This is a genomic window from Flintibacter porci, assembly GCF_041925195.1.
Lineage (GTDB): Bacteria > Bacillota > Clostridia > Oscillospirales > Oscillospiraceae > Lawsonibacter > Lawsonibacter porci.
This window is the reverse complement of sequence record NZ_JBHEVB010000006.1, coordinates 16901-29317: the sequence shown is the minus strand read 5'-3', so window position 1 is coordinate 29317 and position 12417 is coordinate 16901. Positions and strand designations below refer to the sequence as shown.

13 protein-coding genes are annotated in these 12417 nt (G+C 53.8%); 9 read left to right on the top strand and 4 right to left on the bottom strand.

Going from position 1 to position 12417, the window contains the following annotated elements; translation table 11 throughout:
• Positions 1-167 precede the first annotated feature (167 nt).
• Positions 168-1079 (top strand): ParM/StbA family protein, encoded by a 912-nt coding sequence (locus ACEVJL_RS07680; RefSeq protein WP_374737395.1) that lies wholly within the window; start codon positions 168-170, stop codon positions 1077-1079.
• A gap of 5 nt (positions 1080-1084) precedes the next feature.
• A complete protein-coding gene (locus tag ACEVJL_RS07675; protein WP_374737394.1) occupies positions 1085-1513 on the top strand; it encodes a hypothetical protein in 429 nt (142 codons plus the stop codon).
• Between the two features lie 39 nt (positions 1514-1552).
• Here ACEVJL_RS07675 and ACEVJL_RS07670 read toward each other — a convergent pair whose 3' ends face one another.
• Complete coding sequence (locus ACEVJL_RS07670; protein WP_374737393.1) at positions 1553-1888, bottom strand: helix-turn-helix domain-containing protein; 336 nt, start codon at positions 1886-1888, stop codon at positions 1553-1555.
• A 134-nt stretch (positions 1889-2022) separates the two neighbouring features.
• On the opposite strand from ACEVJL_RS07670, the gene ACEVJL_RS07665 reads away from it, so the two are divergent.
• Positions 2023-2565, top strand: coding sequence for an SLOG family protein (locus ACEVJL_RS07665; RefSeq protein WP_374737392.1), 543 nt, complete (start codon positions 2023-2025; stop codon positions 2563-2565).
• Positions 2566-3026: 461 nt separating this feature from the next.
• On the opposite strand, the gene ACEVJL_RS07660 is transcribed toward ACEVJL_RS07665, so the two are convergent.
• Positions 3027-6890, bottom strand: coding sequence for an acyl-CoA dehydratase activase (locus tag ACEVJL_RS07660; RefSeq protein WP_374737391.1), 3864 nt, complete (start codon positions 6888-6890; stop codon positions 3027-3029).
• Between the two features lie 118 nt (positions 6891-7008).
• Here ACEVJL_RS07660 and ACEVJL_RS07655 point away from each other — a divergent pair, with 118 nt between their 5' ends.
• The 6 genes from ACEVJL_RS07655 to ACEVJL_RS07630 all read left to right on the top strand — a co-directional run bounded on the left by ACEVJL_RS07655 (position 7009) and on the right by ACEVJL_RS07630 (position 11027).
• On the top strand, positions 7009-7686 hold the full coding sequence (locus tag ACEVJL_RS07655) for a Crp/Fnr family transcriptional regulator (protein WP_087388209.1): 678 nt from the start codon (positions 7009-7011) through the stop codon (positions 7684-7686).
• Between the two features lie 129 nt (positions 7687-7815).
• A complete protein-coding gene (locus tag ACEVJL_RS07650; RefSeq protein ID WP_374737390.1) occupies positions 7816-8835 on the top strand; it encodes an ABC transporter substrate-binding protein in 1020 nt (339 codons plus the stop codon).
• Positions 8825-9574, top strand: a complete 750-nt coding sequence (locus ACEVJL_RS07645; RefSeq protein WP_374737389.1) for an ABC transporter permease — start codon at positions 8825-8827, stop codon at positions 9572-9574. The genes ACEVJL_RS07650 and ACEVJL_RS07645 overlap by 11 nt, the downstream gene beginning before the upstream one ends.
• Positions 9568-10254: an ABC transporter ATP-binding protein gene (locus ACEVJL_RS07640; RefSeq protein WP_374737388.1), complete on the top strand. Its 687-nt coding sequence runs from the start codon at positions 9568-9570 to the stop codon at positions 10252-10254. Before ACEVJL_RS07645 ends, ACEVJL_RS07640 begins: the two co-directional genes overlap by 7 nt.
• A 78-nt stretch (positions 10255-10332) precedes the next feature.
• Complete coding sequence (locus ACEVJL_RS07635; RefSeq protein WP_374737387.1) at positions 10333-10662, top strand: cupin domain-containing protein; 330 nt, start codon at positions 10333-10335, stop codon at positions 10660-10662.
• A gap of 20 nt (positions 10663-10682) precedes the next feature.
• Positions 10683-11027 carry a cupin domain-containing protein gene (locus tag ACEVJL_RS07630; protein WP_195279725.1) on the top strand — a complete coding sequence of 115 codons (345 nt, stop codon included), beginning with the start codon at positions 10683-10685 and terminating at the stop codon, positions 11025-11027.
• 53 nt (positions 11028-11080) lie between these two features.
• On the opposite strand, the gene ACEVJL_RS07625 is transcribed toward ACEVJL_RS07630, so the two are convergent.
• Both ACEVJL_RS07625 and ACEVJL_RS07620 read right to left on the bottom strand, forming a co-directional pair.
• Positions 11081-11662, bottom strand: a complete 582-nt coding sequence (locus ACEVJL_RS07625) for an ATP-binding cassette domain-containing protein (RefSeq protein WP_087339410.1) — start codon at positions 11660-11662, stop codon at positions 11081-11083.
• Positions 11663-11665: 3 nt separating this feature from the next.
• Entirely contained in the window at positions 11666-12415 is a 750-nt protein-coding gene (locus tag ACEVJL_RS07620; protein ID WP_374737386.1) for an ABC transporter permease, read from the bottom strand.
• Positions 12416-12417: the final 2 nt, after the last annotated feature.

The following is a 12417-nucleotide window of genomic DNA, read 5'->3' as shown; positions in this document are numbered from 1 at the left end:
TGATTTACATCGGATGGATGCGATACCGCCGGAGAAGAAAAAATTCTTCTCCCGGCGGTATCGTTGTTTTACCATGGTATAGGCTTTGTGTTTTTTGTCCTCCTGTTGAGAAAGGCGTCATCCAGGCGTAAAGGATATGTATAAAGCAAAAAAGGAGGCAACTACCTATGTTGATTGGTGTCGATCATGGCAACAAGCAAATCAAAACCGTCCACTGCAGCCCGTTTGTTTCCGGCCTGCAGCAGAGCATTACAAAACCCTTTGGCCAGAGCCTGCAATACCGGGGAAATTACTACACGCTTTCCAACGAGCGCATCCCGTTCCGGAAGGACAAGACGGAAGATGATCGCTTCTTTGTACTTACGCTGATTGCTATCGCAGAGGAATTGGAGGCGCGTCAAATCGGTAAGCAGGAACTCTACAATATCCAGCTGCCGGTAGGATTGCCGCCGGCACATTTTGGCGCCCAGGCAAAAAAGTTTACCGATTATTTCAAGAGAGATGGAATCGTGGAATTCGTGTACCGGGATAAGCCTTACGCCATCCGCATTACCGATGTGGTTTGCTACCCTCAGGCGTACGCGGCGGCGGCAACCATGCTTCACACGCTCATGGATGACCCGAAAGCGGTGGTGCTGGATATCGGCGGTTTCACGGCGGATTATCTTCTTTTGAAAAACGGAAAAGCTGATCTTACCTCCTGCGATTCGCTGGAAAACGGCGTGATTCTGCTCTACAATAAGATCAGGTCCAGAGGAAACTCGGAACTGGATCTGCTGCTGGATGAAAGCGATGTGGATGCAATTCTTGCTGGCAGGAAGACCTCGTATCCGGCTGAAGCCGTGCGCTTGGTGGAGCGGCTGGCACAGGAATTTGTAAACGACCTGTTCAGTACGCTCCGGGAGCGGATGCTGGATCTTCGCTACAGTAAGGTGGTCTTTGTGGGCGGCGGCGCGATCCTGTTGCGCCGGCAGATTGAAGCCTCCGGTAAGGTGGGGACGCCGCTGTTCGTCACGAACATCAATGCCAATGCGGCCGGCTTTGAATACCTCTATCGACTGGAAACGGTGGGTAGGTGATGGGTATGGCGGCCAAAAAGGAACGGGGGCGATTTTCTCTGCGGTTCAATATTGGCGACCCTGTACAGCGGGCTGCCGTTGAACTGTTGGAACTTCAGCCTCCTCATAGCAAATCCCAGTATATTGCCAACGCAATCACATACTATAATGCGAATTTTGCAGATGACCCAAAGCCTTTGAAAGCGATGGCTCCGGTCATTGACAGAGCCGCCATCGAAGCCATTGTACGTGAGATCATGCGGCAAGAGACAGGACAAACCGAAAATCCTGCTCCTGCCTCGGGCGTCTGCCGAATGGAAGAAGAGAAAGCGGCTTCGACATCAAATGTACAGGCGCAGAAGCCAGAGTATATACCGGAAGTGGGAGAAGCGCCGGAGATTGATGATGTGACCCGCAACCTGATAGCCAGTACAATGGCTGCATTCCGTAGATAATAAAGAAAGAGGTATAGGGGAGACAGATAAAGCCTCATCCTATACCTCTTTCTGTTCTTGAACGGCAGCAATATAACTGTCAATAATATCTTCCAGATGGCGGTACTGGCTGGGTGTCAATGAAGAAATCTTTTGATGAAGCAGGCGTGCATCGTCTTCTATGACCCGACCGCGCAGTAAATAGTCTGTGCTGATGTCCAATGCTTCACAGACATTCAGTATAGTTTCAGGCCGCATGGCTTTTGTTCCCAGTTCTGCAGTTGAAATAGTTTGCGGGGTTACATGTGCCATTTTAGCCAGAGTTTCTTGTGTTAATCTCAGTTGTTTGCGGCGATCCAGCATTCGCTGGCCCATCTCTTTTAATAATTCACCCATTGGCAGCCCTCCATGCTATAGCTATATTTTATCCGCCATGGCACGAAAAATTAAGCGGCCATAGTTGAACTTATTCAGCCATAGCAGGTATAATGAGCTGTATTACTGTACTATTGAAAAAAGGAGGAGATGAGATGGACAAGTTTTATTCGTGTGCTGTTGTTAGTCAACGGCCTACGCAGTTCAAATTCAAATACAAAGAATATATGACTTCGTGCAAGCGTCTGAAGAAGCGGTTGCATGATGTTTTTATAGAACTGTACCGGCGTGGAGTACGTCGGTACTATGTCGGTGGAGCTCTTGGTGTCGATTTATGGGCCGGCGAGATCCTGTTGGAAATGCGATGGCAGGAAGAATGCCCAGAATTGAAAATTGTGCTAGTGTATCCCTTTTCAGATCATGACGAACGATGGGACCCCAAAAGTCGTGAAAGGTTGCGCCGCCTAAAGGTGAACTGCGACCAATTTGTAATAGGTAGCAGGGGAGTGGGAGCGCAGGGGTATAAAGAGCGCACAGCTTACATGGTGGAATGCGCCGACTGCTTGGTGGCAGTGTATAATAATGATCTGCAGAAAGCTGGTAGCATACGAATAGCAATGCGGATTGCAGAGACGCGCAGACTGCCGCTTGTGCTAATTCATCCAGATACGGGGAAGATTAGCAGAATAGTCCAATAAAAGCATATCGCACCCTACATTGGGTGCGATATGCTTTCAGATACCGTACATAGATTTAGCTATTCCTCGTGGCGCGGACCAGGGAGACTGGTTTCTTTCACTACAGTTCCAACAAAAACAACAATACCGGTACGTGTGGGATTTTAGATGGACTCTCCGGAGAAGGAGTGCCTAATTGACGGTGGTCTCGCCATCTAATACCACTTAGTCCACGGAGATGATGCCGCTTGCCTAGACCGCCGTGGATCTACTGGTTGGATTAGGGCATAGGGAGTACCACCTGCCCTGAGCTGTGCACCACCAGACACGATCCATATTCAGGAACATACATTGAGTCAAATCAGCAACAGATTTTTTCCTTCTCCACTCCTCCAGTGGTTATTCAGTAGCATCAAAGGATAAAAAACCAAAAGGAAGCTTGTATAAACTGTCTGCGCGGGCGGGAGACAAGATTCTCAGGCCTATTTTAAATAATAGAGGAAGGAGTTTAGGCGGGACCAGGAACTCTCATCCCAGTCGCTGTCCATAGCCAGATGGAAGTGAGAGGTTCCGTCTAGTGCGCCAGTCATATCAAGCACTGTTTCTGTGTTTTCATACCGGGGAGCCAGAGTTAGCACACCAGCCGATGTTCGGCCAAGTTCCCGTGCCTTAGCCAAACGGTACCGACCATTGGCCCCGGCAAATCCCGGCAGTAGCTGATCCGCTGCAGTACGCATCCCTTCCGGATCTTTTGAGAAGCTGCTCCTCTCCCTCAATAGACGGCCCAGCTCTGTCATTTGCTCTGTCCAGGAAGCGGCTATAACACTCCCGGAATCCCGCCAGAGAAACCAGAGGTACTCGCTCAAGGGGGCACGATACAGAGACCGGCCCTGCTGCTCCAGCGTTCCCAGCACCCCGTCGTTTAGAGCAAACAGCGTAAGGGGTTCTCCCACCGCGGCAAGAGGCTGGCTTTTGACAGGGATGCTTCCGATTTGCGCCGCCAACGTGCTCAGGCTGTCCCAATTTGGAATGTCGTCTGGACTTAGTGCGCTGCGCTGCTCAGGCGGGGCGCACAGTATGAGATCTCCTGCCAATACAGCTCGGAACAACAGGTCTGGATCTGGGATGTTCTCCGGCAAAGTTTCCAGTTCCGGGGAAACCAGTGTTACCCGCTCCAGTCCCCGGTTGGCAAGCACTGCCTCCACCGCCCACGGGTACTGGCCGTCGGCCTCCGCGCCTTGGGTGGAGGGAATCAGCATCTGAAAGGAATCGGATTCCTTCTCCGCTGCGTTCAGAATACCACCCAGTAATGCGGGGAAGGGAAGGTACTCTTTGGAACTGGTCTCCCCCCGGCCCAAAACTAGGGAAGTGCCGCCCAGAGGCATGGGATGGGTTTCCACATTCCATACCATTTCAGCATATTTCCTAAGATATGTGGTAAACGGCGGCAGATCCAAAACATATAAAGGGCCGTGGTTTGATTCTGGGATATCAACGACTTTGGTAGAGCAGTGTTCCACAGCTGTGAGCTTAAAGTGATCCGGCAGTGGCTGAGAGGAACGGCTTTCCAGACTCTGGAGAAATGCCTCGATGCGAGTAATAACGCCTACTGGTGAGAAGTGCTCATCCACTTCGATGTGCAGATAGGGTTTTTCGCCCATCTCCTTCCGGAACAGATAGGAGAGCATCGTATCCGGTCCGCAGCCGTGATTGGTGAGATAGACGGCGTACAGATTGGGGTGATGGGCCACGAGTTTCGCCCCGGAGAGGATGTGTTGTCCGAAGGGCCAGTACAGATTGGGGTAGTCCGCTGACAGATCCAGGTCGTGAGCAGGTAAATGGGAGAGAGTAATTACCTTGTGCCCCCGTTCCAGCAGCAGACGAGGGATTCCCATATTCAGCACCGGATCGGAAAGACCGTAGTTCCGGGTGATCAGTACAAGTACTTTGTCCTCAGGATTCAGAGAGGAAAGCAGTTCACGACCCTGCCGCTCTACTGCTGCTGTATGCCGGCGTACCGCTTGGGCTCCGGCCATCAGGGCGGGGAGACACCGCAGTTTGGGGATGCCAAGCTGTTTTCCAAGGCCCAGCATAGCTGATGCCATCGCTTCCTGCCCAAAGTCCAGATCGAACACAGGGTTGAGCAACTCAATGCCCCGCTCCGCCAGACGAAGGGCACGGGCGGCCAACTGAGGTGCGGTCTGCATATAGACACAGCCGTAGTTGTGCTCAACCTTGGAGGTCTCATGCCTCATGGCATGGATGGAGGGGAGAAAGATATAGTCAACACCGCGCTCTGCCAACCAGGCCATATGACCATGGATCAGCTTTACCGGGTAACAGGTCTCCGCCTGGGCTGTCTGTTGGGAGAGGCGTATGATCTCCTCGTTGGTAGACGGCGAGAGCAGTACATTGAATCCCAACTGCCGGAAGAAGGCATTTGCCATAGGAAAGAACTTGTGGATCATCAGGGCAAAAGGTACACCCACCGTTTTCCTTCCGGGGACAGGTGTTGGATCATAACCTTCCAACAGCAACCGTGGGCCACGCTGGTAAAAGGCGATGTTGCGTTGAATCTCCGCGGACAGGGCGACCTCCGCTTCCGGCTGCCTGTCGAACCCATGGAAGCGGGTAGGGCCTTTCTTGGATTCCAGTGCCAGCAGGGCGGCGCCGTATGCTCCACTGATGGAGAAGCAGGGAGAGACTGTGAGCCGATCTCCAAATTCCTGGCGGAAAGCGGCCACGATGCCGGGGTTATAGGCCACACCGCCCTGGAGCACAATATGGTGTCCTACTGGTTTGCTCCCAACTACCTTGTGAAGATAATTTCGGACAATGGACTGGCACAAACCAGCTGTGACCTCTGCCTGGGTGGCTCCCTGTGCCTGGGCAGATTGGATGGCGGTCTCGATAAACACTGTGCATCGCTCTCCCAATTCCACAGGGGCCTTTGCAGTAAGTGCCAGGCGGCCGAAGTCCTTCAAAGGGATGTTCATGCGTGCGGCCTGCTCCTCAACAAAGGAGCCGGTTCCGGCAGCACAGATTTTGTTCATTTGAAAGTCTGTAACCTGCCCATTCTGAAGGGAGATGTATTTAGAATCTTGACCGCCGATCTCAAAGACGGTATCTGCTTTGGGCATACATTGGATGGCAGCTCTTGCTTGGGCTGTAATCTCATCTCGCACGGCATCCGCACCGATGAGCCGGCCGATCCGCTCTCGTCCGGAGCCAGTGACGCCAACTGCCAGAAGGGGAATCCGCCCAAAACGGGAGCGGATATTCTCCAGGCCCTTTCGCACCGCTGCCTCCGGGTCTCCGGCGGTGCGAAGATACTGGAAGTCCACCAGTTCTCCGAATTGATCCGTGAGAACCAGGTCTGTGCTGGTAGAACCTACATCAATGCCCAAAGCGCAGCCCTGTGGTGGGATATGGCCGGAAACAGGCGGATCAGATACAAAAACCTTGGGATCAGGCCCCAGTGGCTGACGACGGTGCAGCCGGTCTTCCGTGTTTGAATCCTGCCCACACAGAGAGGCCAGTAGTTCTCCCATGGAACAGGTGCCTGCCTCCTGAGCAGCCAGCGCAGCCCCGGCGGCGCCGGCGTAGAGGAAATTCTTCGGTAAAATCAATTCTTCTTCCGTGAGACCAAAAACATCCCGAATAGCCCGAAGAACCCCCGCATTGTAGCCAACTCCGCCGCATAAAGCCACAGGCTTCTCCACAGAAAGTCCCCGCACAATGACTGCTTTATAGTTGCGGACCATTGCGTAGCAGAGCCCCAGCAGAATGTCAGGAGTAGGCACTCCCTCCTGCTGTCGGTGAATGATATCCGTTTTGGCAAAGACAGCACATCGGCCAGAGAGGCGGGGAATGGAGCGAGCCTTTGCTACCAGTTCGGAATAGTCTTCGATCCGCAGGCCCAGCCGGGACATTTGGTCTTCAAAAAAGGAACCAGTGCCCCCGGCACAGTGTTCATTCACTGCAAATCTGGGCGGAGTGCCACAATCCAGAGCGGTGAGGAAACGGGCGCTCTGACTTCCAATTTCAATGACAGATTTCGCTTCCGGCGCCAGCAGATGGATGCCGCGATGGATGGCGGGAATATCGCCCAGAGTTAAAAGTCCGGGACAGACATCTAAAAGTCGATTTCCTATGCTTCCGGTAAGCATCACTGGATAGCCGCAAGCATTGCTATCCGCCTGCAGTAGTTCGCCGAGAAGTGCCCGAACTGTTTGAACTGCGGCACCATGATGCGCGGAGGATTTGAACCACAAAAGCTCCCTCTCCTGTGAGAGCATAGCCAGTTTGACAGTAGCAGTTCCGCAATCTAAACCGATCCCATTCATAGACAGCCTCCTTACATTGACATTTCATTGTCTAAGCAGTATAATAATGGTTAGTTATTGCTAACTATAAAGAAGCTTTTTGTTTTTGTCGGTTGCCACAGCAACACGGAGGGATCTCATGGGTTCGATTTTTGCGGCGATGCGCCGTTGCCAGCTGTTCGACGGTATTCCGGAAGAAAAGTATCAGAATGTTCTTAACTGCCTGCATGGAGAAGTGCGGGCAATTCCAAAGGACACAATTCTGCTGCGGATCGGTGATTGCCAAAAGCGCCCCGGCGTTGTTATGTCTGGCACCTTAAGGATCTCACTTTACAGCGAGGACGGAAATCTACTAACCATTGATCGCCTGAGTAGGGGGCGCGTGTTTGGGGAGACATTGGTCTGCTCCATGTCCCAAGACAGCCCCATTCAAATTGATGCCCTTAACGATACAGAGGTGCTCTATCTGGACTTTGACCCTTTGTTGCTGCAGCAAGAGAACGGGTGTCCATACCGGATGCGGGTAACCGCCAATTTGTTGCAGGAAATGGGAAGAGGAGCTTTATTCCTCAACCAGAAAATGCGTATTTTGGCACAGAACCGGCTTCGCAATCGGATTAAGGTCTATCTTCAAGGTTTGCCAGTTGCCTCCAATGGTGAGATACGCTTGGAGATGGGACGTGGAGAGATGGCGGACTATCTGTGTGTAGATCGCAGCGCCCTTTCCCGAGAACTGGGCCGAATGCAGAAAGAGGGTATTCTTACTTATCAGGGACAGGTTATTCAAATTTTGGACAGTAAGTTTTTAACCGCATAGACAGAAAAATCAGGGCTATCCGTTGCCATAGCAACGGACGGTCCTGTTGTTTTATGTAATAATCCTGCTTGTGGTTAGCTATATCTAACCACAAGCAGGATTATATTGATTCAGATTGGAGGATCTCAAATGAAACGCACTCTTGCTTCCATCCTGGCTTCTGCTATGATGCTCTTTGCCCTGGCCGGTTGTGCCGGGGGCAATGCGCCTGCGGACAGCACCAACCAAAACGACACAGCAGAGGAATCCAGCCAGGCCGCCGAACCGATTACCATCTCTGTAGGCGTGCCCACTGCCCCGCCTGCTCTGCCGGTTCTTCACATGATGGAGGAGCAGCTGCTGGGGGAGAATGTGACAATTGACCTGAATGTGTGGAATGCCCCGGAAGAACTTCTGGCTATGGTCCAGGGCGGGGAACATGACCTGTACGCATTTCCCCTGACCGTGATATCCACCCTCTATAATAAGGGACTAGATGTACGTCTGATGAATGTGAACACCTGGGGCGTTACATACTTCATGACCACCGATCCGAATTTCACGACCTGGAGCGACTTGGAGGGTAAGACGGTATATATCCCGCTTCAGTCCTCTCCTCCGGATGCGCTCACCCAGTATTTTATGAGTGAGGCCGGCTTGACGGTGGGTGAAAATGTCCAGGTGGTCTACGCCAGTACCGCAGAAGTAGCCGCCCTTTTGGCCTCTGGGGAGGCGGAATACGCCACTTTGATCGAGCCCCAGGTTACTTCCGCCATGGCACAGAATGAGAATGTGCGCCGGGCACTCAGCTTTGAAACCGAGTGGCAGCGCTCCACCGGCACGGATACTATGATCCCTAACGCAGGCTTCGGCACCACCCAGACTTTCCTGGATGAGAACCCTGAGCTGGCCGCCCAGTTCCAGGCTGCCTATGAGGAGAGCGTGCAGTGGGTGTTGGATCACCCGGCTGAGGCTGCTGCGCTGGCTGAGGAGTATCTGGGCATGAAAGCCGCAATTGTGGAGGCAGCGATTCCCAATATGGGCTTGACTTTTAAGAGTGCCCAGGACGCCAAAGAGGAACTGGATACCTTCTATAACCTTCTTTACAACTTTGAGCCCTCTATGATCGGTGGAAAGCTGCCCGATGAGGGGCTGTTCTATGCAGGGTAAGGCGGGACTGTGGTTCCACCGTGCCTTGGGAGTGTGCCTGCTGCTGGGAGCCTGGCAGCTGGCATCTCTCTTTTTCCCGCCGCTGGTGGTGCCCCCCATTGCCCAGGTCCTTTCTACATTGGTTCGGCTGATGACGCAGTCGGATTTCGGAGCCACCATAGGAACAACGATCCTGAGGCTGATTGCCGGTCTGGCCATCGGTGTGGGCGTTGGCGCTGTTCTGGGGCTGTTGTTTGGCCTGTGTCCCAAGATAGAGGATGTGGGAACCCCACTGATCCATGTGCTCCAGGCCATTCCGCCCGTATGCTGGGTGGTTCTGGCACTGGTGTGGTTCGGATTTAACGGAAAGCCTTGCGTCTTCATTGTGGCCACAGCCACAGTTCCAACTGTGGTGATCAACCTCAGTCACGGCGTCCGCAGCGTAGATCCACAGCTGTTGGAGATGGCGCGCCTTTACCAATTTTCCCGCTGGAAGATGCTGCGCCATGTAACCCTTCCTTCTATCCGCCCCTATTTCCGCTCAGCGCTGGAAATCGTGATCGGAGGCGGATGGAAGCTGGCAGTTATGGGAGAGGTTCTTACTACAAACAGCGGAATCGGAGGAGCCATCACCACGGCCCGGCTCAACATCGAGCCCGATGCCATCATTGCCTGGTCGCTGCTGCTGGTATTGGGATGCTATCTCACACAAAGATTGCTGAGGATGGCTTTTTGTGGGAAAGAAGGTGTGACATGCTGAAACTGAGCGGGATCACCAAGTCCTATGACGGATTACCTGTCCTGTCTGACTTGTCTTTGACCCTTTCTCCGGGGGAGATCGTGGCCCTGATCGGTCCCTCCGGCTGTGGAAAAACCACACTTCTTAACCTGATTTCAGGCCTGGCAACACCTGACACGGGTACCATCGAGGGAACCAATACTCGGCTGAGCTATATGTTTCAAAGTCCCCGCCTTCTGCCGTGGCGAACGGTGGAAGAAAACATCCGTCTGGTTCGTGAGGATGCCGAGCCGGAGGCTGTGCGTACCCTCATTTCGGATGTAGGGCTGAAAGGCTTTGAGGGGTACTATCCTACGCAACTCTCCGGGGGCATGGCCCGTCGATGTGCGCTGGCACGGGCCTTCCATTTCGGCGGAGAGTTCTTCCTGATGGATGAGCCCTTTCAGGGGCTGGACTACGGCATTCGCATGGAGATGGTGAATATGCTTCTGGAGATCTGGAAGATCAAAAAGCCGGGCGTTCTGTTTGTCACCCACGAAATTGATGAGGCATTGACCGTGGCCACCCGGATTGCTGTCCTGACACCCAGGCCAACCACCATTCAAACATGGATCACCCTGCCTGGCCAGGAAGGCCGGGATGCCTCGGCGCCGGAACTGACGGAGATCCGGCGGGAAATTATTGGTCGCATTACAGCCTGATCGTTGTTGCTGTGGCAATGGAATGATCCCGTTTCCTGGGGTATCATATGGATAAAACGACCCATGGAGGTATGAGCAATGGACTTTTTACGCAACCTGCCCACACAGCAGCCCCAGCAGCTCACCCAGCTGATTCAGATTCAACCTGGCCGCGTGGTCAGTATGGCCATGAGCCGGCAGGAACACTGCCAAATGACTCTTTTGGCCTTTGGCGACGGGGAGAGTATCAGTGAGGAATGCTATTTTGGCGATACCCTCTACTACATTCTGGAGGGGGCGCTTGATGTCTCTGCGGGGGAGGACAGCTACTGTCTTCAAACGGGCGATTGCCTGGCTGTTCCCGCCCATACGGCCCACGCAGTAGTTGCTCCGGATGGCTGCAAGCTGCTGCAGATTACGCTTTCATAATGATTTAGGAGGAATAACTCATGGAAACCCTGATTAAGAATGTCCCTCATGCGCAGCCCTTTACCTTGAAGGGGCAAGTGGAATATGAAGCGGGTAAGGTTGTCAGCCTGACCCTGGCCCAACAGCCCGGTGCGGGGATCACCCTGTTTGCCTTTGATGCGGGTGAGGCCATCAGCACCCACGCTGCTCCCGGAGACGCTATGGCGACCATTTTGGAAGGAACGGCACAGATTACCATTGACGGTGTTCCCCACACCCTGAACGCAGGAGAAGCCATTATCATGCCCGCCGGCATCCCTCACGCGGTACAGGCGGTGACAGCGTTCAAGATGTACCTGGTGGTCGTGAAGACCCCGTCCTGCTGACAGAAAAAGAACGGGCTCCATAGAAGCCAAAACGCTTCTATGGAGCCCGTTTTTTATTCCAATCCAGTCAGCAATTCGGTCACACCCAGCGCATCCAGCTCTGTGGGATCATGGGTGACAAGGAGCACGGTTTTTCCCATGCATCGGCGTTGAGTATCCTCTATCACCAGCTGTTTGGTCTCCCGGTCCAAACCCTTGAAAGGCTCATCCAGGATCAGAAGGTCATAGTCAGCCAGCAGACCACGGAGAATCGCCACTCTGCGCCGCTGTCCTCCGGAAAGCTCCCGGGTGGGCTGACCGATGCAGTCGGCAAGTCCCACCGCCTCCAAAGCATTTCTGGCTTCTGCGCGGCTCAGGGACGGTGTTACCAAGCGGAGGTTGGAAACGCCGTCCAGTTGGTCACACAGACGATCTTCCTGGAATACTGCGCTGAGGCGGAGACCATCCAGACCGTCGATCCGGCCACTGTCCGCCTGCTCCAGTCCCATGAGGATGCGCAGCAGGGTGGTTTTTCCTGCTCCGGAAGGGGCCATCAGCCCGGTGATGCGGCCGGCCGCCAATGTGCCGGAGACATCCCGCAGCACCGATTTTTCCCCAAAAGACTTGCATAACGCATGCATCACAATATCCTGCATGGCTCACATCCTCTCCAAGTGGTGCGCAGCCTGTTTCAGCACTACCAAAAAGAACCGCTCAAATAACAGGCTTACCAGTACGATGACCAGTGTCCAGGCAAACAGATCCGGCGTATCCAGATAGACCTTGGCCTGCTGGAGCCGCTCACCGATGGAGCCTGTGGGCATACCGATGACCTCGGCAGCGATTCCCGACTTCCAGCATAGGCCCAAAGCGGAGGCGCAGGCCGCCTGAAAATAGGGCAGCACCTGGGGCAGATACACATAACGGATCCGCCGGAGCGTGGGAATCCGGAACAACTGTGCCATCTCCAGCATCTGACTGTCCATGGCACGGATCCCGCCCAGAACCCCGGAATACAGCACCGGCAGAACCATCAGAAACGAGATCAGGATGGACAGATTGCGGGAAGAAAACAGGATCAGGGATAGAATGATAAACGAGGCCACAGGGATGGACTTGATGGCCAGCAGAAGGGGGGCCAGCAGCTCCTCCACCAGGCGCAGCCTGGCAGAGAACGCTGCAAGAACGGTACCCACTGCTGCCCCTAAAAGAAAGCCGCCGGTAATCCGCAGCATGGAAAATCCCACAGCCTTCCAGAACGACCCCTGAAGGGCCAGCTCCCCCAACCGGGCCAGAACCTGTATGGGCGAGACCAGTAAGATTTGCTGATCCAGCGCCATGGCCCCTATCTGCCAGACCAGAAGCCATACAAACACCGCCCAGGGCCGTAGTATTCCGGCGCGTTTCATCT